Source organism: Desulfosporosinus sp. BICA1-9, assembly GCF_000802135.1.
This window is the reverse complement of the sequence record NZ_JUEE01000094.1, coordinates 1-21427: the sequence shown is the minus strand read 5'-3', so window position 1 is coordinate 21427 and position 21427 is coordinate 1. Positions and strand designations below refer to the sequence as shown.

Below are 21427 nucleotides of genomic sequence, written 5' to 3'. Positions count from 1 at the left end.
TACTCGTTCGCGCACGTTTCAAAAAAAACCTAATGAACCACACGAGCTGTTGCATCCTGCCAACTATCAAAAATATTAAATAATGAAGGAGATTTTTTATGAAAACGTTGAATGATTACGTTGAAAAATTAAACAAGTTGAATTTTAAAGAAATGTACAACAATGACTTTTTGCTGACTTGGGAAAAATCAGATGATGAGTTAGAAGCTGTATTTACTATTGCTGACGCTCTTCGCTTTATGAGAGAAAACAATATCTCTACTAAGGTTTTTGAAAGCGGACTTGGGGTTTCTTTATTCCGTGACAACTCTACCCGTACCCGTTTCAGCTTCACGTCGGCATGTAATCTTCTTGGACTAGAGGTTCAGGACTTGGATGAAGGGAAATCCCAAATAGCTCATGGCGAAACAGTTCGTGAAACTGCAAATATGATCTCCTTTATGGCAGATATTATTGGTATTCGTGATGATATGTATATCGGCAAGGGAAATGCTTACATGCGTGAAGTTTCCGAGGCTGTACAGCAAGGAAATAAGGATGGAATTTTGGAGCAAAGACCTACCCTAGTAAACCTACAGTGCGATATAGATCACCCTACTCAGTCAATGGCCGACATGCTGCATATCATTCATGAATTTGGTGGTATTGAGAACCTGAAAGGAAAGAAAATTGCCATGTCATGGGCTTACTCACCTTCCTACGGAAAGCCGCTTTCTGTGCCTCAAGGTATCGTCGGTTTAATGACTCGTATGGGCATGGATGTAGTCCTTGCACATCCTGAAGGATATGAGATCATGTCAGACGTAGAAGAAGTGGCCAAGGCAAATGCTGCAAAATCAGGAGGATCCTTCACAAAAACAAACAGCATGGAAGAAGCCTTCAGAGATGCCGACATCGTTTATTCAAAGAGCTGGGCTCCATTTGTAGCGATGGAAAAACGCACTGAATTATATGGGAACGGTGATTCGGATGGGATCAAGGCCCTTGAAAAGGAATTACTGGCCCAGAACGCAGAGCATAAAGATTGGGCTTGCACAGAAGAAATGATGAAGTTGACAAAGGCTGGCAAAGCCACCTATATGCATTGTCTGCCTGCGGATATCACTGGTGTAAGCTGTAAAGAAGGCGAAGTCGATGCAAGCGTATTTGATCGATATCGTATTCCGCTATACAAGGAAGCAAGCTACAAGCCTTATGTTATTGCTGCTATGATATTCTTAAGCAAATTTAAAAATCCACAGGCTACTTTAAGCACCTTGGAGAAAGCTGCAAAGCAAAGAAAGTTTGACTAAGACGTATGAAAGAAAATAACTAGTCAAAGATACCTTGGATATTTTCTTGAATGTGCCTAAGACTAATTAAAAGGACTGAACTAGCATAATGAAAAAAAGAGTTGTTATTGCCTTAGGCGGAAATGCACTTGGTAACAATCTGCCTGAGCAGATGATCGCAGTCAAAAATACTTCCAAAGCTATTGCTGATTTGATAGAAGAAGGATACGACGTAGTGATTTCCCACGGGAACGGGCCACAGGTTGGAATGATTCATGAGGCTATGGATGTCTATGGGCGTTCAAATCCAATGCATCCAACCTTCACTCCCCTGTCAGTCTGTGTCGCAATGAGCCAGGCCTATATAGGCTATGATTTGCAGAATGCTTTGAAGGAAGAACTGCTGGACCGCGGCATAGAAAAATCTATTACCACAGTCATCACTCAGGTTCGGGTGGATGAGGATGATCCTAAGTTTCTAAATCCTACAAAACCGATTGGCCATTTCATGAACGAAGAAGAACTTAAGTTTGCCAAGGAAAAAGGCTTTCAAGTCATCGAAGATTCGGGAAGAGGTTACCGCAGGGTTGTAGCTTCTCCTCTTCCTAAAGAGATCATTGAAATTAAAACCATAAAGAATTTATTGAATTCTGGTGAGATCGTCATTACCTGCGGAGGTGGAGGTATCCCTGTTATCAGACAAGGGCACCATCTAAAAGGCGTAAGCGCTGTCATTGACAAGGATTTTGCCTGCAGTGTCTTGGCGCAGGAAGTTAATGCTGATTACCTGATCATCTTGACTGCCGTAGAAAAAGTGGCAATTAATTTCGGAAAACCTGGCGAAAAATGGCTTGAGAGCATTACAACAGACGAAGCAAAAGAATACATGAACCAAGGGCATTTTGCACCTGGATCTATGTTGCCAAAGGTTCAGGCAGCAGTTGAATTTGCAGCTTCAGGAGACAATCGCACAGCTCTCATTACGCTTCTTGAAAAAGCAAAGGACGGAATTAACGGCAAGACTGGTACAGTTATTAAGAAATAAGTAAACTAATGTTAAAAATTGATTCTGAGCTGAAAAAAAGAGCGCAGAGATGTTCCCATAAGGGAAGCACTCTGCGCCTATTTTCGAAGTTCGAGGTTCGTGGTTCGAAATTGAGCAGCGTAGTTGCGATCTTTGAATAAGTTAAACAGAACTCAATTAAGTATAGAACCCAACTAAATTGAGTTTCCAGATTGGCTTAAAGGAGAAATATATATGGGTATAGTGTTAAACGGTGGAACGATAGTTACGGCTGCAGATATGTATCAAGCAGACGTCCGCATTGAAGGCGAGAGAATTGTGGCCATAGGCTACGAGATCAAGCAACCTGGAGATCAGGCGATAGATGTGGATGGCTGCTTTTTATTTCCGGGGGGGATTGATCCGCATACCCACTTTGACCTGCCGATGGGAACGTTTTCTACAGCGGATGATTTTTTCACGGGGTCGAAAGCAGCAGTACTGGGTGGGACAACGACCATCCTTGATTTTGCCACTCAGTTTAAAGGAGAAACCCTGAAGGCAGCTTTGGGAAATTGGCATGCCAAGGCCGAGGGTAAGTGTTATGTGGACTATGGATTTCATATGGCCATCACAGATTGGAATGAACAAATAGCGCGAGAAATTACGGATTTAGTTCAAGTGGAAGGTGTGCCATCCTTTAAACTCTATATGGCCTATAAAAATATCTTGCAAGTGGATGACGGTGCTTTATTACAAGCTTTACGCCATGCTGGAGAGAGTGGCGCACTTGTTTGTGTTCATTGTGAAAATGGGGATGTCATTTATGATTTAGTCCACGAGGCTGTCGCTCAAGGAAAAACTTCGCCGAAATATCACCCCTTAACTAGACCTCCGGAAGCAGAAGAGGAAGCGACTGCCAGGGTTATTGCCCTTGCCCAAATTGCAAAAGCTCCTCTCTATATAGTCCATCTCACCTGCAAGGGTGCGCTCCAAGCAGTGACGAAGGCTAAGCTGAAAGGAATCGAGGTTTATGCTGAAACCTGCCCACAATACCTTTTGCTAGACGACAGCTATTACAACTTAGAAGGGTTTAATAGTGCTAAGTATGTGATTTCTCCACCCTTACGCCCCATTGACCATCAGCAAGAGTTATGGTCAGGTCTGCAAACGGGGATTTTGGATATTGTGGCGACGGATCATTGTGCGTTTAACTATCAAGGACAAAAAGAGTTAGGTGTTAACGATTTTAGTAAAATCCCCAATGGAGCGCCCGGAGTGGAAACTAGGATGGGTTTGCTCTACACTTATGGGGTAATGACTGGAAAATTATCAATTCATGAATTCGTGGCCCTAACTTCAACGAATGCGGCAAAATTATTTGGACTGTTTCCTCGTAAAGGAACCATTGCTCCTGGAAGCGATGCAGACCTGGTGGTCTGGGATCCGCGCATCTCATCCGTAATTACGGTTGATTCACTGCATCAAAACGTCGATTATACTCCTTTCGAAGGGTTTAAACAGACCGGTCAAGCGACTCAGGTGTTTTTACGCGGTAAGCAAGTTGTTCAAAACGGGCGTCTTATTGAAGAAAAACCCATGGGAAACTATTTACCCCGTAAGCCATTCCTTAAGAGAAAGGTTGAGGAAAATGTATAACATTGATATTAATAACACAGTTTACTCTGTGCAAGAGGATATGAACCTAATAGATTATTTACGCGACGAAGTTCAGGTTACTTCCTTGAAGAACGGGTGTGGAGAAGGCGCTTGTGGTGCTTGCATGTTGCTGGTTGATGGCAAAGCGATGCGAGCCTGCATATTAACAGTCGCCAAAGCATCCGGAAAAAAACTCCTCACGGTAGAAGGACTATCTGAACGTGAAAAGGAAGCTTATACCTGGGCATTTGCCGAAGCCGGCGCAGTTCAATGCGGGTTTTGTATACCTGGTATGATCATCAGCGCCAAAGCCTTACTTGATAAGAATGATAACCCCACATCCCAGGAAATTAAACAGAGTATTCGTGGCAATATTTGTCGTTGCACAGGGTATATAAAGATTGAGCAAGGTATTTTCTTAGCTGCTCAAGTATTACGAGGGGAAATATACCCTAAGTCTTTACAACCTGGGGCTAGAATTGGTACAAGTGTTCAACGTGTGGATGCTCGTGAAAAGGCTATGGGAACGGGTGAATATGTTGATGATATGCATGTCGATAATATGCTTTACGCAGCGGTTCTAAGGACCAAATACCCTCGGGCTCTTGTCAAAAACATTGATGTCTCTGCAGCACGCGCTTATCCAGGTGTGGAAGCTGCCTTAACCGCAGAGGACATTCCGGCAGACCGCTCTCACGGTCATATTTTTCATGATTGGCCGACCATGGTTTCGATTGGAGAAGAAACACGGTATATCGGTGATGCTATTGCCATAGTAGCAGCTCAAACGAAAAAACAAGCCAGAGAAGCCTTGGACTTGATTAAAGTGGACTATGAAGAGCTCAAACCTATTCTCAGTCCGACTGAAGCCCTAGCAGATCAAGCTCCACGTCTTCACCAGAAAGGGAATCTGCTGAGCACGACCAAGGTTAAACGAGGGAATACTGAGGAAGCGTTAGCTAAATCCGCTCATGTCGTTACGAATCGCTATACAACTCCACCTACTGAACACGCTTTTATGGAACCGGAAAGTGCTTTAGCTATCCCTCAGAAAGATGGGGGCGTTACGGTTTATGTTGGAGATCAAAGCGTTTATGACGATCAACATGGGATTATGGCAATGCTCGGCCTTCCCGCAGAAAAAGTACGTGTGATAAGCAAGCTGGTTGGCGGCGGGTTTGGCGGTAAAGAAGATTTGAGCGTCCAGCATCACGCTGCTTTGTTAGCGATTAAAACGAAGAAACCTGTCAAGCTCACGTTTACTCGCCAAGAAAGCATCTTAGTTCATCCTAAGCGGCACGCCATGGAAATGGAAGTTACAACTGGTTGTGATGCAGAAGGTAGACTCACGGCCATGGTCGCCAAAATTGTGGCAGATACAGGGGCCTATGCTTCCTTAGGTACAGCGGTTCTGCAAAGGGCTTGTACCCATGCTAGCGGTCCTTATCAATTAGCGAATGTCGATATTGTAGGGCAATGTGTTTATACCAATAATCCCCCGGCAGGCGCCTTTAGAGGTTTCGGTGTCCCGCAGTCCTCTTTTGCCGCTGAGACAAATATGGACCTCTTAGCTGAAAAGGTTGGGATTTCGCCTTGGGAAATTCGATACCTCAATGCTTTAGAACCAGGAATGGTAAATTCCACAGGTCAGATCACGGACGAAGGAACAGCAATCAAGGAAACTCTACGTGCAGTTCGTGAAGTGTATGAATCCCACCCTCATGCTGCCGGAATTGCTTGTGCCATGAAAAATACGGGAATTGGAGTGGGTCTACCTGATACTGGGCGGGTAAAAATAAAAATCATGAATGGCAAAGCACTGGTGCTGACAAGCGCTGCTTGCATTGGACAGGGTTTTGCTACGATCGCAACTCAGATCGTCCATGAAGCTACCGGGTTATCGATAGAACTGATTGAAGTGGGAGCCCCGGATACCTGTATGACGCCTAATTCTGGTACGACAACCGCTTCGCGCCAGACTATGTTTAGTGGTGAGGCAGTGCGTCAAGCTGCCCTTAAATTACAACAAGCCATGCATAATTCCTCGTTTGAGGATTTAGATGGATACGAATTTGATGGAGAATACTTGGGGGAAACTGACCCTATGGATTCGGATAAGCCAAACCCGATTAGTCACGTGGCTTATAGTTACGCAACTCATGTGGTATTATTAAATGAGCAGGGATTGGTAGAAAAAGTTGTCGCTGCCCACGATGTGGGAAGGGCCATCAATCCGAAAGCGATAGAAGGGCAGATCGAAGGCGGGGTATGTATGGGATTAGGATATGCTTTGCGTGAGGATTTCCCCCTTCTAAATGGTGTACCAACCACTAAGTATGCCAAGTTAGGACTCCTGCGTTCGACTGAAATGCCCGAAGTTGAATCGGTGATTATTGAAAAGAATTCCTCTCCACTGGCTTATGGCGCCAAAGGAGTAGGTGAGATTGCCTCTATTCCAACGGCACCAGCGGTTGCTTCAGCCTATTATAAGTTTGATGGCAAGCTTAGATGTTCCCTTCCCTTACAGGGAACCCCTTATAAGAAGTAGGAGCAATTCATGAATTGCCTCTACAACAGAGTAGAATTTATAGGTAGAGGGTAAATTGAGTGAATTGCCTCTAGGTTAGGAGAAGAAAGTGACTAGTTCAGACATTTGGTCAAGAAATGGTTGCATATCTGGTAGTTTGTGGGATATGATTAGACGTGTACAGGTTGTAACGTTTATAGGAGCTGGAGGGAAAACAACCTGTTTGCGCTCGATCACTCAGGAACTTAAGTCGGCTGGACAGCAGGTGATTGCTACGACGACGACAAAAGTTTTTCCAGAGCAACACATGAACATTTGGAAAAGTGCTGATCCGCCAGAGGAACAAGATGGTGCTTGTTTTTGGTATGTCACGGTAGAGGATAAAAGCGGAAAATGGATCGGTCCATCAGTTGAAGCGGTCGATGCAGCCATCGACGCGGATCGTCTTTCTTTGGGGTGCCATGCAAGTCCAGGTGCAAGTGTAAGTTTAAGTGTTAGTTTAAGAATCGTCCCTAACTTGCATAAACGGTTTTGGGTGATTGAGGGAGATGGGGCTCGGGGGCTTCGTTTGAAGTGCTGGGAGTCCCATGAGCCCCAGATTCCTTTGCGATCAGATTGTGCGGTGCTAGTCTTGGATCGGGGTTTATGGGGAAACGTCCTACAGCCAGATCAAGTTCACCGATCTAAAAGGTGCGCGGACCTTATTGGGCGTGTTTTGAACGCTGAGAGCGCCTGGCGCTATTTCTTGAGATCTCCTGTTTTTGCTCCCCAATATGAGAATCTTTCGTGGGTCATTTTCTTGAACAGTCCCAGAGGATTAGCAGAAACGCCAGATCTGACTGACAATCATGAATTAGTAAGAGATATCGATCTTTTAAGAGATCTTTCTCACAAATGGGCTGAACTTAAAGCGGAAGCTAATCATCTTAAACAGAAACCAATTCATTTGCGACTTGCAGTAGGGAATGCCAAGGAGGGAGTAATTCAGTGGTGCGATTTGTGGTAATGGCTGCGGGGCTAGCCACCCGAATGGGGCAAGATAAGCTGGCACTACCATGGAAAGAAGCCACGGTGCTCGCTTATGTTCTACAGACTGTCCTAGAGGGAATTGAACTACAGCACACGAAGGCTGAGGTTTTTGTTGTAGCTAGACAGCCGATTGAGAGATATATTCCGCCAAAGGGTATAGCTAGATTTAAGTCCTTCGGTGGAATATGGTACCAGGCACCGGGCCCGCAACCTCTAGCGGAGACAATCCGTATGGGCTTGCAAGACTTAAACCCAGAGGTGCAAGAGGTCGGATTTTTACCTGGTGACCAAGTGGGCATATCGGTTCAATGTCTGTCCGCCTGCCTACAGGCAGTCTTCGCTACTCAACCAGACTTTCTAGTACCGATGGCGGGAGAGAAGGCTGGATCTCCAGTATTTTTCCACCGGCGTTATCTATCTGAACTTTTGGAGCTTAAGGGGGAACAAGGCGGCAGGGAAGTCTTATATCGCTACCCAGAACGATGGAGCAAGTTTCCAGTGGAGGAACACATATTTCAAGATGTTGACACACCCGAAGAATACCGAGCCTTACTTAAACTTAATCTTAATCGCTAGACATTTCCATCCATTCTTGAGCTCCTTTAGCGTAGGAGTGAGTTGAACGGTGCATTAGACCTAAGCAGGAAGTATTGAAACAGAAGGTTTTTGTGTTGTGTTCACTAGAAAGATACTGTTTGCGGATTTGGGTAAAGGATTTGCTAAAGGATACTAGTAAGGAGAAACGAGCCGATGACAAAGAATCTCGTTATGAATGGACCGGTCGTATTGGTGCGTGGAGCTGGAGAACAAGCCTCTGGAGTAGCTTGGACTTTGGCTAGAGCAGGGTTTAGAGTCGTAATGACTGAGGTGGCCAAGCCACTCATGGTTCGTTGGCCAGTCTGTTTTGGGACTGCGGTAGCTGAAGGTAGATGCCAGGTGGAAGGAATTAGCGCTTGCCGAGTGGAGCATCCTAAAGAGTGTGAAGTTGCCTGGCAAGCTGGGGAAATACCTATTTTAGTTGACCCTAATTTAGAGAAGTTGCCAGAACTTAAACCTTCTATATTGATCGATGCGATCCTGGCCAAACGAAACCTAGGGACCAAGCGAGATATGGCTCAGCTGACAATTGGATTGGGGCCGGGTTTCACGGCGGAAATCGATGTCGATGTGGTCGTTGAGACGAATCGCGGTCATTTCTTAGGCCAATTGATCTATTCTGGAACTGCTCAGGCAAATACGGGAATTCCGGGGGTTATAGAGGGTTTTTCCAAAGAACGAGTCGTCTATTCTTCACAAGCCGGAGTCTTCAAAGCGCAAAGAAACATTGGAGAACAGATCATGGCTGGGGATTGCTTAGGCGAGATTGAAGATGGAATGGCTAAGGAGAAAATTTTCTCATCGATAAAGGGCGTTTTAAGAGGATTATTGCGAACAGATACTCCGGTTGAAGCGTTTGTGAAAGTTGGAGATATTGATCCTCGGGGGCGTGAGGAATACTGTTGGACAATTTCTGAGAAAGCCCGAGCAATTGGGAGTGCCGTATTACTAAGTATTCTGTCAAGCCACTTACTCGAACCTCTTAGCTTGAAAGAGAACCTATAGATGCCTAACTTAATTGCCTGCTTCCAAAATATTGATAAATTGTAATTATAAAAATCCTATTTTTTTTTATTCTCGGGAGGATAATTCAATTTCATCGCGAATTTGTATAGTGTAATGTGAATTTAATAAAAATTATTTCTCATATATCCCTGATAATAGGGTCAGGGGTTTCTACGAGGCGACCGTAATTGCTTCTCTATGAGCCAACAGATGGTTTATAGAGTTTTATATGCGGTCGTTTTTTGTTGTGTTCAAATATTGAGGGGGTGGGGAAAAAATGAAGTATTTTCAACCGCAGAGCGTGAGAGAAGCTGTGGAAATTGCCCGGACATCCGAGGCTGACTTTTTGGCTGGGGGAACCGATCTAGTACTTCATATGCAAACAGGTAAAATTCAGCCGATCGCCCTCATTGATCTCGGCAAAATTTCTGAGCTGAAATTAATTCGGAAAACGCCAGAGTATTTAGAGATTGGCAGTATGGCCACGTTTGCTGAACTGGGACAAAACGAACTTATTGATAAGCATGCCCATGCTCTCTGGCTCGCTTGCCAAACGATGGGCTCTCCTCAAATTCGTAATCAAGCGACTCTTGGTGGGAATTTGGGCAACTGTTCGCCTGCCGCTGACGGTCTACCACCGCTGCTAGCATTGGGTGCAGAGGTTGAGCTAATTTCAGGGAACGGGGACGAGGTAGTTTCTTTAGAACGATTATTAAGTCGTACGCCACTTCTTACCCAGGATACTCTCATCCGGGGATTCAGGATTCCTTTAAAAGGTTTACAAAGTGGGTTTGCAAAGCTAGGTCGACGACGTGCTTTAGCCATTGCTCGTCTCAGTGTCGCAGTGGCAATCGAAATAGAGGGTGATCTGGCTACCGATGTCCGAGTCGCTTTGGGCGCAGTGGGCAGACGGGCGTTCTTAAGTGAATCTCTCGCTCAAGAATTGAGCGGTCAGGAAATAAATGAGGCTTGGATCGAAAAAGGGGTCGAACAAGTACAAAGGATTGTTCGGGAAGCTTTAGGGGCTCGAGCGTCAGCTCCGTATAAACGGGTAGCGGTAGCCGGGGTCTTTAGAGAGGCACTTGCTTCATTCATTCCAGAAGGGGGTTTAAAGGCATGATGGACATGAAACTAGTTGTCAATAACAAGCCCTATACCTTAAACATCGATCCCAAGGAACGTTTAATCGATGTGTTGCGCAATCGCTTAGGTCTGATGGGAACAAAAGAGGGATGTGGCGAAGGAGAATGTGGTGCCTGTACCGTTATCATCGATGGGAAAACCGTCAACTCCTGCCTAGTTCTCGCTGCTCAAGCGAATGGAAGTGAAATTACCACGATTGAAGGAGTAGGGAATCGGCACAAGCCTCATACGGTTCAAAAAGCGTTCGTCGAAGTTGGTGCGGTACAATGTGGTTTTTGTACGCCGGGGATGGTGCTTTCTGCTAAAAACCTCCTCGATAAGAATTCGCAGCCTAGTGATGATGAAATATCTGTGGCCATGTCGGGAAATCTTTGTCGTTGTACAGGGTATGATAAAATCCTGCGTGCCGTTAAAATAGCTTCTCAGGAGGGAAAACAATGAACACGAACGTAGTGGGTTCCCGTGTTATCCGAGAAGATGCGTGGGGGAAAGTTTTCGGACAGACCAGATTCCCAGCGGATGTGAATTTGCCGGATCAACTCTATGGAGTCATCCTACGAAGCCCCTATCCCCACGCTCGGGTTCGCAAAATCCTGACCGATAAGGCGATGGAGTTAGAGGGTGTGGTCACAGTCTTAACGGCAAAGGATGTTCCGCATAATTCCCATGGTGTGCTTTTCCGTGATCATCCGGTCTTAGCGGAGTATATACGCATGGTCGGAGACCCAGTCGCCGTGGTAGGTGCTGAAACTCTTGAAATTGCCAGAGCTGCTGCTAAACTCGTTGAAGTTGATTACGAAGTGCTACCTGCGGTTTTCGAACCAGAGCAGGCTATGTTGCCAGAGGCGCTCCCTCTTCATCCCGAGATCAAGCCAACTAATGTCCTCTACCATATGCCAATCCGCCGCGGAACGATGGAAGAAGGTTGGGCTTTGGCAGATGTGGTGATAGAGAACGACTATAATACCCAACATGTCGACCATGCCTTTTTGCAGCCTGAGGCAGTGCTCGCCTATGTAGATGAACGAGGACACATGGTAGTACAGACTGCAACCCAATACGCCCACTATGACAGAGGCGAAATAGCCCATGCATTAGGACTCCGCTTTAGCCAAGTCCAAGTCAAAACCTTAGCAGTTGGCGGGGCTTTTGGAGGACGTGAAGACATTTCGCTCCAGATTATTGCCGCTTTAGTAGCTTGGACAACGCTCCGACCTGTAAAAATGGAAAATCTTCGGCACGAGTCGTTTTATTCTCATTCGAAACGCCATCCGATGCGGATGCATTATAAGACTGGGGCAACTAAGGAAGGCAAACTAGTGGCCATGGAAGCAAAAATCATTGGAGACTCTGGTGCTTATGCATCCTGGAGTATCAATGTTTTGCGTAAGTCTGCCGTACATGCTACCGGACCCTATGTCATTCCGAACGTGTCCATTGATAGTTATGCTGTCTTCACCAACAACCCCTATTCAGGAGCAATGCGTGGTTTTGGAGCGGCTCAAACAGTCCTAGCCTATGAGAGTCAAATGGATCTCTTGGCCAAGGCGTTGGGGATTACTCCCCTCGAAATTCGCTTACTCAATCATTTTAAAATGGGAAGTACAACAGCCACTGGGCAAGTTTTAACAGGTAGCATCCCACTTGATCAGTGTCTGGCAAAAATCGCACCCTATCTCCAAAAGGGGGAGGACAGGTTATGAAAAAGCGGGGAATCGGTCTAGGCTGTGCCTGGTATGGGACAGGTTATGGGAATGGCTTCCCAGACGTCTCGAGTGCCTATGTGGAAATTCATGATGATGGCTCAGCGACGGTCCTGACAGGGGCGGTCGACGTGGGTCAGGGAAGTAATTCGATTTATGCTCAAATCGTTGCCGAAGAACTTGGACTTCAAGCTCAGGATATCTGTGTCTATTCTGCTGACACGGATGCTACACCGGATTCGGGGACAACCGCCGCGACTCGACAAACCTACAATACGGGGAATGCTGTTTTAAGAGCAGTTCGTCAAGCAAAAGTTAGTTTACTGGATTATGCTGCTCACAAGTTTTCTTGTCCAACGGCTGAGGGGATCGAGCTGAAAGAGGGCTTTATAGGAGTCAAAGGAGATCCATCCCGTCGAATGCCTCTCGAGGAAATGGTCTTTCAGGCGCGTTTGCAAGGTGAGCGCTTTATTAGTGCAGAAAGTTCGACAGCGCGTTCAACTCCGGTAGATCCTGAAACCGGGCAGGGAGCACCGTACTGGCCTTATGCGTTTGGCTGTCAGGTAGCTGAGGTGGAGGTAGATACTGAAACAGGGATGGTTCATGTCCTTAAGGTCGTCGCTGTTCATGATGTAGGAAAAGCCCTCAACCCTACACAAGTCGAAGGACAAATTGCTGGCGGTATAGCTCAAGGAATTGGCTATGCATTGCTTGAGGAGCTGGAGTTACAGGAGGGGAAAATCAAGAACCCAGCCTTATCGAGTTATTTGATTCCCACGGCCTTAGATGTGCCTAATATAGAAGCCTTTTTTGTAGAAGAAGCAGAATGCACGGGTCCCTTCGGCGCCAAGGGACTTGGAGAACCCGCAATGCTTCCGACGGTTGCGGCGGTCATCAATGCTATTGATGACGCTGTGGGAGTGAGGATCACATCATTACCAGCGACGCCAGAAAAAATTCTGCTAGCACTTGCAGAGAAGAAGGAGGGTATGGGAGAACCGTAAAATCCATCCGCAGCAAGACGCCACACTTAGTTTAATAAAACTAGTAGGTTTAGCTTAAACTACCCAAGTAGAAATGAAGAAAATGATAAAAAATCCTATTTTAATGGGAGGGCTGTTCATGTCAACCGTTACAAATAAGAAGAATCCGCCGTCAGACAAACCAGAAGGCTTTTTAGAAAGGTTCTTTCACCTTAACGAATTAGGCTCTAATGTACGAACAGAAGTTTTGGCGGGGGTAACCACATTTGTTACCATGGCCTACATTTTGTTTGTTAACCCGATAATTTTAAAGGACGCCGGGATGCCGATTAGTGCCACCTTTGCCGCCACAGCCATCGCTGCAGCATTTGGTACCCTGATTATGGGCTTGTATGCCAACTATCCGATTGCCTTAGCACCGGGAATGGGTCTTAACGCCTTCTTTACGTACACTGTTGTTCTTGGCATGGGGCTTAGTTGGCAAACAGCACTTGGTGCAGTTTTCATTTCAGGTGTTGTCTTCTTTCTCATGACGGTCACGAAAGTTCGAGAGTGGATTATTGAGGGTGTCCCTCCCGTCTTACGGATTTCTATCGGGGTAGGAATAGGCTTGTTTATTGCATTTATTGGACTTAAAAACGGTGGGCTTATTGTAGCTGACCAGGCCACGTTTGTAAAATTAGGCGATATGAAGTCAGCGGGCGTTATCGTTACTGTCTTCGGTCTGATCTTTACGGGCGCGTTGATCGCTAGGAAAGTTAAAGGCGGTTTGTTGATCGGTATCGTAGCTACGACATTGTTGAGTATGATAATGAGCGTTTCTCCGTATCCAACTGGAATATCCAGTTTTATCTCAATGACCAATCCTTTGGCAGCCATTGCACCAGTGGCCTTTGAGCTGGATATTTTAGGAGCTATTAGTTATGGTTTCATTTCAATTCTCTTTGCCTTTACTCTTGTAGACTTGTTTGATAATATCGGTACCTTGCTTGGAGTATCCCGTAAAGCCGGTCTATTAGACAAGAACGGGAATTTGCCCCGTGCTGGAAAAGCTTTGATGGCAGATTCAGTGGGAACGATGTTCGGAGCTGCCGTGGGAACTCCTACAGTAACGTCTTATATTGAAAGTGCCTCCGGTGTTGCTGAGGGCGGCAAAAGCGGACTGACTGCAGTTACCGTAGCAGGTCTATTCTTTGTCTCCCTTATTTTTGCTCCTCTAGTTGGATTGATCCCTGGACAAGCAACTGCACCTGTTCTAATTTTGGTGGGTGTCTTGATGATGGCTGAAGTTGTCCAGATTAATTTTGAAGACTTTACAGAAGCTTTGCCTGCCTTCATGACCATCGTCATGATGCCTCTAACCTTCTCGATAGCCCAAGGTATCGCGTTTGGATTTATGTCTTACACCCTCATCAAATTAGTGAGCGGCAGGCATAAGGAAAACAATATGGTTATGTATGTCTTCACGGTGCTCTTTATCATCCACTTTATTATCGGTGGTCATTAATCTAACTTGCAAAGTAGTTTGGAGAGATGTGGCAGGAACACATCTCTCCATATAGAAAATTTTGGTATAATTTTTGGTCTATATGAAGTATAGTTAATCTAATTTAGGAGCTATATTGACGTGCGGCTTACTAAATAAACTTTAACCCAGCTCGTATTATTAATCTCGGACTTTTATATAGTCTTAGGTAAACCTAACGCTTGGCGCCTTTCGGTCGCTTTCGTATAAAGGGGAAGGATGGAATAGGATGCGTATTCTCTTTAAAAATGCAAATATTGTGACTATGAATGCACATCGTGAGATTATTCAGGGTGATCTGCTTGTCGACGGATCAAGGATCGTGGCAGTTGGAGGAGTCATTGAACAGCCAGCCGATCAGGTGATTGACATTCGTGGTGACCTGTTAATTCCCGGTTTGATTCAAACTCACATTCATCTATGTCAGACATTATTTCGAGGACAGGCCGATGATTTAGAATTATTAGACTGGCTGAAACTAAAAATTTGGCCGCTAGAAGGTGGACATGACCCAGAATCTTTATTTGATTCGGCATTACTTGGAATTGGTGAATTGTTCCTTGGAGGAACGACGACAATTGTAGACATGGAAACTGTGCATCATACGGAACATGCCTTTGAGGCTATCCTCTCCAGTGGTTTGAGAGCTCTCAGTGGAAAGGTTATGATGGATGATTGCAATGGTGATATACCAAGTTCCTTGCAAGAATCGACAGAAGATTCCTTACAAGAAAGCGTCAACTTATATGAGAAATATCACGGGCAAGGGAATGGCCGCCTCGAAGTGGCGTTTACACCTCGATTTGTTATTTCCTGTACCGATACATTATTAAATGAAGTATCACGAATTGCTCGTGAGAAAAACGCCTTTGTGCACACCCACGCCTCTGAAAACCGTTCGGAAATTCAGATTGTGGAGAGTACACGGGGGATGCGTAATATTATTTATTTGGACAAAGTTGGGCTGACCGGTCTAAAGTTGATCTTAGCACACTGTATCTGGCTGGATGAAGCAGAAAAAGAAATTTTGACCCGGACAAAAACGAGAGTTTCCCACTGCCCTTCTTCAAATTTGAAATTGGCATCAGGAATTGCGCCGATTCCAGAACTTATCAAACGCGGAGCAGAGGTATCCTTAGCTGCAGATGGGGCACCCTGCAATAATAATCTCGATGGATTCCGAGAGATGCGTCACGCAGCCTTGATCCAAAAACCCCTTCACGGACCGACCGTCATGCCAGCCCATCAAGTATTTGAATTAGCCACACTAGGCGGGGCACGGGCTATAGGTCATGAACATGATTTGGGAAGTTTGGAAGTTGGGAAAAAAGCGGATTTGGCAGTGGTGAGCTTACAGGGGTTACACACTTGGCCTAACGAACATGTCGATGTTTATTCACAACTTGTCTATCAGGTAACGTCATCCGATGTGCGCCTTACGATGGTGGATGGACAAATTGTGATGAAAGACCGACAGCTTCTAACGATCGACGTTCCTCGGCTTAAAGAGAGCTCGACACGGAGTCTAAACCGTGTCATGAAGCGTGTAGGACTTGCGTAAGGGACTTGTATGGCACACAAAGTCCATTTCCATGTGCAACGTCTAAGGAAGCAGGGATGATTCTTAAATGCAAGTTTAAGAACCGTCCCTGACTTGTATTTGGAAGTCAGTATGATAGGAGTGTAGATAAGCATGTCGAGTTTTAGGCAGCGAATGGATGAGGCCCGGGGGCTGGTAAAGATTGACTTGGTTCTGAGAAGGGCTAGGTTAGTCAATGTTTTTTCGGGTGAAATTCATGAAACGGAAATCGGTATTCATCAAGGATACTTCGTCGGAATTGGAACGTTTAATGATGCGGAAATGGAATTGGATTTGAACGGGAATTATGTTGTTCCTGGCTTGATCGATGGACATGTTCATATCGAAAGCTCGCTGCTCAGTCCTGAAGAATTCTGTTCACTCCTTCTTTCTCACGGTGTAACAACGGCTGTCGTTGACCCTCACGAAATCGCCAATGTTATGGGGACCAAAGGAATTCGTTACATACTCGATAGTCTCGATACCTTACCCTTTAATGCCTATGTTGCTCTACCTTCTTGCGTTCCTGCGACAAGCTTAGAAACATCTGGGTCTAGACTTGGAGCAAAGGATTTATCCGAGTTTTTAGAACATCCTAGAGTAATAGGTCTTGGGGAAGTTATGGATTTTCATGGGGTAATCGAAGCACTACCTGACATGGTGGAAAAGTTAGAACTACCTCTTTCCTTTAAGGATGGTCATGCCCCCGGAATATCAGCGCAGGATCTCAACGCCTATTATCGGGCTGGAATACATACTGAACATGAATGCTCAACGGTTGAAGAGATGAGAGACCGTTTACGCCGCGGGTTCCATGTTATGCTCCGAGAGGGCAGCGCCGCTAAAAACCTCTTGGACCTCTTACCGGCAGTGACGAGTAAAAACTCTGGACAATGCCTTTTGGTAACGGATGATCGTCATCCCACTGATCTAATCCATGAAGGAAGCATTGACCATCTGGTACGTTTAGCAATTAAAGCAGGGATGAACCCAATCCAAGTCATTCAAATGGCGACCATTAATGCAGCTCGGGCAACTGGGCTTAGTGGCTTGGGTGCAGTTGCTCCTGGGTATCAAGCGGATTTTGTCATTTTAAAAGACCTAGATCGCTTTGAAATTGAGGAAGTGTATTGGCGCGGAGTAAAACAAAGTACTAGAGGGGAGCGTCCACGGTTTCCACACTTTAGTGTTTCAGAACTCACGGAAAGTGTACATCTTGGGAATTGGTCTCCTGCAAAACTTAGAGTATCAGAGAAACGGAATCTAGATCTTGAGTTAGATCCAGATTCCGATCCAGGTATAAATCCAGGTACAGATCAAGTTAAAGATCCAAGTTTCGCCCAGGTCCAGGTTATTGGGGTCCAAGGTCATTCCCTAGTTACTTCAGCCTTGGTACGGAAACTTCCAGTCAAAGACGGATTTGTTCAAACAGATGCTACTCAGAAAATAGCGAAAATTGCGGTGCTCGAACGTCATCATGGAACAGGAAATGTGGGTGTCGGATTTGTGGAAGGACTAGGCTTGGATAAAGGAGCTATTGCTTCTACTGTAGCCCATGATTCTCACAATCTAGTGGTCGTAGGTATGAGCGATGAAGAAATGAATCTAGCCATCCAGACTTGCGTAGAAATGGGTGGAGGGCTTTGTCTGGTTCATGGGAATCAGGTAATCGGGAAGATCTCCTTGCCGATTGCGGGTCTCATGACGGACCAGGATGCCGAAGTAGTTGCCCAAATCCTAGATGAGTTACACGAGCAAGCACTAACTCTAGGAATCAGTAAGAACGTGGATCCTTTTATGACTTTAGCCTTTCTCTCACTGCCTGTGATTCCAGAATTGAAGATAACAGATTTAGGTCTGGTCGATGTGGATCAATTTCGACTGACGGAGACAGTTTTCTGATACTCCGCGCGACTAAAGTCGGCGGGTTCTTAGGTACATAGACTTCCGATCTACTCTCGCTTACTGGCATGGTATTTCATCGGCAAGGTACAACATATAAGGACTGGTCTGTCACCACGCGGGGTGATCCAGAGATTTCCCTAAGATTTTACTACCAAACAGTCCATTGACCATATTAGCGGTAGTATGACGCCCGTATCATGACGCTTTTTTGGGGTTAGTTAAATTCCCATGCTGACTAGTTTACGGTTCGTTGAGGTTTTTAGTCGTTCAATCTCTCTATCGTGAAGTGTCTTGAATCTCGAGTAGGTTTCAAGGCACTGTTGGATGTGTTCTGTTTAATGATTTTTTATTGAACGATGAGGCCGCCATCATCCCCGTGACTGAAGTCAGGGGCTTTCGGCTACGATCGTAAAATCGATTACTGAAGAACATGTTTAAAGATTATAAATAATGATAGAAAAGCCTTCTTCGGTAAAGAATAATTTGACGGGAGAAGGCTTTTTAGGTATGATTTAAAAGTTGTTGACGCGTCGAAACGTGTAGTTTAGTTGAAAAGAAGGTAATATAATAACGAATGTAGTCGGATATAAGTAAACTAGAAAAGTGACTAAGAAATGCAAGTAAGAAGATCAACAACAAGGAGAAATACTTAAGGAAATTAGAGAAATTGATAAGAAATGAAGGTGCTATTTTTGAAACAAGAAACTCCAAAAAAACGTGAAGGTTTTTCAAGTAGTATTGGTGTCATCGCGGCTGTACTCGGTTCCGCGGTTGGATTGGGTAACATATGGAAATTCCCTTATGTCACAGGGGCAAATGGCGGCGCTGCTTTCATATTGGTCTATTTATTGTGTCTCGCTGTGATGGGTTTGCCGGTGATGTTATCTGAACATTTGATTGGTCGTCACACGAAAGCGAATGCAGTTGGGGCTTTCAAAGCTTTGCAACCAAGAAAACCTTGGTACTTAGTGGGAAGTGCAGGAGTGCTAAGCGCCTTCTTAATTATGGCCTTCTACACATGTGTTGCTGGATGGGTTTATGCTTATATCTTTAAAGCGGCTGGTGGGACACTCCTTTCCACCAAGCCAGAAGAAACATCTCTTGTCTTTAACACACTTGTGTCTGGAGTAGGGGAACCCTTGTTTTGGCAAGTGTTTGTCTTACTTGTGACTGGAGCCATCATCATGGCTGGGGTGACCAAGGGAATTGAACGGGTAACAAAAATTCTGATGCCACTACTCTTTATCCTGCTTATAGTTATAGATATCCGATCTTTGACCCTCCCAGGCGCGGCAGAGGGACTCTCCTTCTTATTTAAACCTGATTTTTCAAAGATAACCGTTAGTGTGGTTTTAGCTGCCTTGGGCTTAGCTTTTTTCAAGCTGAGTGTTGGAATGGGTGCCATGATCACCTACGGTAGTTATGTGGGTGAGAATGAAAACCTTCCCAAGATGGCCCTTAAGGTGGCTCTTGCGGATACGTTAGTTTCTCTAATGGCGGGTATTGCCATTTTCCCGGCTGTCTTTGCTTTTGGGTTTGAACCGAATGCGGGACCACCGTTGCTGTTTATCACCATTCCCACGGTCTTTAGTTCCATGCCCTTTGGCAGTGTCTTTATGGTCTTGTTTTTTGTCTTAACGGCAATAGCTGCTACCGGAGCCATGTTATCTTTACTGGAAGTTCCGGTTGCCTATCTAACAGAGCAGTACCATTGGTCAAGGCGAAATGCCACTTTGTTAACTATTTTTGGCATAGGTCTACTAGGATCGACGGCGACTCTTTCTAACAGCATCTTGGCTAATGTCACAGTCTTTTCTATGAATTTCTTTGATTTCTATGACTTCACGACGTCTAATGTACTTCTTCCCCTAGGGGGCATCTTTATTGCCTTATTTGTGGGCTGGCAGTGGGGGCAGGACAAAGTTTATCAGGAAATCTCAAATAATGGTCAAATTAAAAATATGGGATTAGCCTCGATATTTCTGTTCTTAGTCAGATTTATTGTTCCAGTCGGGATAACTTTAGTTCTTTTAGCGGGTCTAAAAGTTATTCAATTTTAAATTGTTTTAAAAAAAACTAAGAGCAATTGCTAAGAAAAGTCGATTTCTGTGCATATGCAAGGATTGCGAGGTGTCTTATAGGACTAAAGGGAAAAATTTTTGAAACAGCTTAATCCCTAAAGGTTTTTAGGGAATTTTGCCGAACTAAATCGTTTAGAGGCAAATAAGACGAATTTTGGGTAGGGTGAAAGATCAATGCGTTTGGTAAATACTCGTTATGTTCAGGAAGGATCTATTCTTGCACGACCAGTGATCAACTCTTCTGGTAGGATTTTATTACAGTCTGGAATACGCGTGACTGCTTCATATATTGACCGATTAATAAGTATGGGTTATGATGTCTTATTTATTCAGGACGATCGACTGGATGACGTGGAATTTCATTTAGCAATTACAGGTCAAACCCGTGAGGTAGCGTATAAGACAATTCAAAATGTGAGCAATTACATTGAAAGTGGTTTGCAAAGTTCTTTCGTTGTGGCAAACGTTCGCTCGACTGTTCAAGAAATGATCAATGATCTATTGTATAGCACTGATATTCTGGGAAACTTATCGGAGATTCAAGGATATGACGATTACACGTTTCACCATTCAGTCAACACTACCATTATTTCACTCGTATTGGGAATTGCTTCTGGATATTCTGAACAGAAGTTGATAGAACTGGGTATGGGTGTTCTCATGCATGATATAGGCAAGATCATGATCCCAGCGCAAATTCTAAATAAGAAGACGCCGCTAACCGAAGAAGAATTTGAGGAAATCAAAAAGCACACGACAAATGGATTTGAAATTCTTCGTAAAAACCACGACTTTAGTTTACTATCTGCTCATGTTGCTTTTCAGCACCAAGAAAAATGGGATGGGAATGGTTATCCTAGGGGGCTCAAAGGAAGCAAAATCCATGAGTACGGCAGGTTAGCGGCTGTAGCAGATGTGTATGAAGCTCTAACAAGCAAACGAGTTTATCGGAAGGCTATTGAGCCGAATGAGGCCTATGAATATATTGTTTCTCAAGCGAATACACATTTTGAGCCGCGAATCATTGAAATCTTTAAAAAGCATATTTCCGTTTATCCCTCTGGGTCTGGTATTCTCTTGAGTAATGGTCAAAGAGGGAATGTTGTAAAACAAAATACTGCTTTTCCGAATCGTCCCTTTGTGAGAGTTTTTTACGAAAATGAGAAAACGCTGCCGTTACCCATTGATTATAATTTGGCAGAATATCCCTCACTGATGATCGTCGCGGTGGATAATCGATAAGTTTTTTACCGGTATTTATAAATGAGGCTTAATGGTGAATTTGTTCACAAGTAGATGAATAATGATTTAGTAATAGATCATTAAGTAATAGATCATTAAGTAATAGATCATTAAGTAATAGATCATTAAGTAATAGATCATTAAGTAATAGATCATTAAGTAATAGATCATTAAG

At 44.6% G+C, this 21427-nt stretch carries 16 protein-coding genes and 1 riboswitch; all 16 genes read left to right on the top strand.

Translation table 11 applies throughout. The features are described 5' to 3' along the window. Window positions 1–98 precede the first annotated feature (98 nt). The 16 genes from ygeW (at window position 99) to JL57_RS12510 (ending at window position 21252) form a co-directional block, all read left to right on the top strand. Window positions 99–1292 (top strand): knotted carbamoyltransferase YgeW, encoded by a 1194-nt coding sequence (ygeW, locus tag JL57_RS12585; RefSeq protein ID WP_034142402.1) that lies wholly within the window; start codon window positions 99–101, stop codon window positions 1290–1292. 88 nt (window positions 1293–1380) lie between these two features. Then, the gene (gene arcC, locus JL57_RS12580) at window positions 1381–2316 is read left to right on the top strand and encodes a carbamate kinase (RefSeq protein WP_034142401.1); all 936 of its coding nucleotides are present in this window, start codon (window positions 1381–1383) and stop codon (window positions 2314–2316) included. A gap of 213 nt (window positions 2317–2529) precedes the next feature. Further along, on the top strand, window positions 2530–3933 hold the full coding sequence (hydA, locus tag JL57_RS12575; RefSeq protein WP_034142400.1) for a dihydropyrimidinase: 1404 nt from the start codon (window positions 2530–2532) through the stop codon (window positions 3931–3933). Beyond that, entirely contained in the window at window positions 3926–6481 is a 2556-nt protein-coding gene (gene xdh / locus JL57_RS12570) for a selenium-dependent xanthine dehydrogenase (RefSeq protein WP_034142399.1), read from the top strand. The genes hydA and xdh overlap by 8 nt, the downstream gene beginning before the upstream one ends. An 88-nt stretch (window positions 6482–6569) precedes the next feature. Continuing rightward, entirely contained in the window at window positions 6570–7466 is an 897-nt protein-coding gene (locus JL57_RS12565) for a putative selenium-dependent hydroxylase accessory protein YqeC (RefSeq protein ID WP_034142398.1), read from the top strand. Next, window positions 7448–8065 (top strand): NTP transferase domain-containing protein, encoded by a 618-nt coding sequence (locus tag JL57_RS12560; protein WP_034142397.1) that lies wholly within the window; start codon window positions 7448–7450, stop codon window positions 8063–8065. Before JL57_RS12565 ends, JL57_RS12560 begins: the two co-directional genes overlap by 19 nt. Window positions 8066–8239: 174 nt before the next feature. Further along, on the top strand, window positions 8240–9091 hold the full coding sequence (gene yqeB, locus JL57_RS12555; RefSeq protein ID WP_034142396.1) for a selenium-dependent molybdenum cofactor biosynthesis protein YqeB: 852 nt from the start codon (window positions 8240–8242) through the stop codon (window positions 9089–9091). Window positions 9092–9210: 119 nt separating this feature from the next. Next, a riboswitch (purine riboswitch) is annotated at window positions 9211–9310 on the top strand. Between the two features lie 58 nt (window positions 9311–9368). After that, the gene (locus JL57_RS12550) at window positions 9369–10211 is read left to right on the top strand and encodes a xanthine dehydrogenase family protein subunit M (protein ID WP_034142395.1); all 843 of its coding nucleotides are present in this window, start codon (window positions 9369–9371) and stop codon (window positions 10209–10211) included. Then, entirely contained in the window at window positions 10208–10675 is a 468-nt protein-coding gene (locus JL57_RS12545) for a (2Fe-2S)-binding protein (RefSeq protein ID WP_034142394.1), read from the top strand. The genes JL57_RS12550 and JL57_RS12545 overlap by 4 nt, the downstream gene beginning before the upstream one ends. Continuing rightward, window positions 10672–11937: a xanthine dehydrogenase family protein molybdopterin-binding subunit gene (locus JL57_RS12540; RefSeq protein WP_034142393.1), complete on the top strand. Its 1266-nt coding sequence runs from the start codon at window positions 10672–10674 to the stop codon at window positions 11935–11937. Before JL57_RS12545 ends, JL57_RS12540 begins: the two co-directional genes overlap by 4 nt. Continuing rightward, window positions 11934–12941 carry a xanthine dehydrogenase family protein molybdopterin-binding subunit gene (locus JL57_RS12535; RefSeq protein WP_034142392.1) on the top strand — a complete coding sequence of 336 codons (1008 nt, stop codon included), beginning with the start codon at window positions 11934–11936 and terminating at the stop codon, window positions 12939–12941. Before JL57_RS12540 ends, JL57_RS12535 begins: the two co-directional genes overlap by 4 nt. Before the next feature lie 118 nt (window positions 12942–13059). After that, window positions 13060–14427, top strand: coding sequence for an NCS2 family permease (locus JL57_RS12530; RefSeq protein ID WP_034142391.1), 1368 nt, complete (start codon window positions 13060–13062; stop codon window positions 14425–14427). Window positions 14428–14674: 247 nt separating this feature from the next. Continuing rightward, window positions 14675–16006 (top strand): 5'-deoxyadenosine deaminase, encoded by a 1332-nt coding sequence (locus JL57_RS12525; protein WP_034142390.1) that lies wholly within the window; start codon window positions 14675–14677, stop codon window positions 16004–16006. A 132-nt stretch (window positions 16007–16138) separates the two neighbouring features. Then, window positions 16139–17926: an adenine deaminase gene (locus JL57_RS12520; protein ID WP_034142389.1), complete on the top strand. Its 1788-nt coding sequence runs from the start codon at window positions 16139–16141 to the stop codon at window positions 17924–17926. 680 nt (window positions 17927–18606) lie between these two features. Continuing rightward, window positions 18607–19989: a sodium-dependent transporter gene (locus JL57_RS12515; protein WP_034142388.1), complete on the top strand. Its 1383-nt coding sequence runs from the start codon at window positions 18607–18609 to the stop codon at window positions 19987–19989. A gap of 195 nt (window positions 19990–20184) precedes the next feature. Continuing rightward, window positions 20185–21252 (top strand): HD-GYP domain-containing protein, encoded by a 1068-nt coding sequence (locus JL57_RS12510; protein ID WP_034142387.1) that lies wholly within the window; start codon window positions 20185–20187, stop codon window positions 21250–21252. Window positions 21253–21427 lie beyond the last annotated feature (175 nt).

Bases quoted from the DNA above. Each gene is read 5' to 3' on its own strand.
- JL57_RS12510 (WP_034142387.1), top strand. From the start codon at position 20,185: ATGCGTTTGGTAAATACTCGTTATGTTCAGGAAGGATCTATTCTTGCA.
- xdh (WP_034142399.1), top strand. From the start codon at position 3,926: ATGTATAACATTGATATTAATAACACAGTTTACTCTGTGCAAGAGGAT.
- JL57_RS12530 (WP_034142391.1), top strand. From the start codon at position 13,060: ATGTCAACCGTTACAAATAAGAAGAATCCGCCGTCAGACAAACCAGAA.
- JL57_RS12520 (WP_034142389.1), top strand. From the start codon at position 16,139: ATGTCGAGTTTTAGGCAGCGAATGGATGAGGCCCGGGGGCTGGTAAAG.
- arcC (WP_034142401.1), top strand. From the start codon at position 1,381: ATGAAAAAAAGAGTTGTTATTGCCTTAGGCGGAAATGCACTTGGTAAC.
- hydA (WP_034142400.1), top strand. From the start codon at position 2,530: ATGGGTATAGTGTTAAACGGTGGAACGATAGTTACGGCTGCAGATATG.
- JL57_RS12545 (WP_034142394.1), top strand. From the start codon at position 10,208: ATGATGGACATGAAACTAGTTGTCAATAACAAGCCCTATACCTTAAAC.
- JL57_RS12515 (WP_034142388.1), top strand. From the start codon at position 18,607: ATGAAGGTGCTATTTTTGAAACAAGAAACTCCAAAAAAACGTGAAGGT.
- yqeB (WP_034142396.1), top strand. From the start codon at position 8,240: ATGACAAAGAATCTCGTTATGAATGGACCGGTCGTATTGGTGCGTGGA.
- JL57_RS12550 (WP_034142395.1), top strand. From the start codon at position 9,369: ATGAAGTATTTTCAACCGCAGAGCGTGAGAGAAGCTGTGGAAATTGCC.
- ygeW (WP_034142402.1), top strand. From the start codon at position 99: ATGAAAACGTTGAATGATTACGTTGAAAAATTAAACAAGTTGAATTTT.
- JL57_RS12540 (WP_034142393.1), top strand. From the start codon at position 10,672: ATGAACACGAACGTAGTGGGTTCCCGTGTTATCCGAGAAGATGCGTGG.
- JL57_RS12525 (WP_034142390.1), top strand. From the start codon at position 14,675: ATGCGTATTCTCTTTAAAAATGCAAATATTGTGACTATGAATGCACAT.
- JL57_RS12535 (WP_034142392.1), top strand. From the start codon at position 11,934: ATGAAAAAGCGGGGAATCGGTCTAGGCTGTGCCTGGTATGGGACAGGT.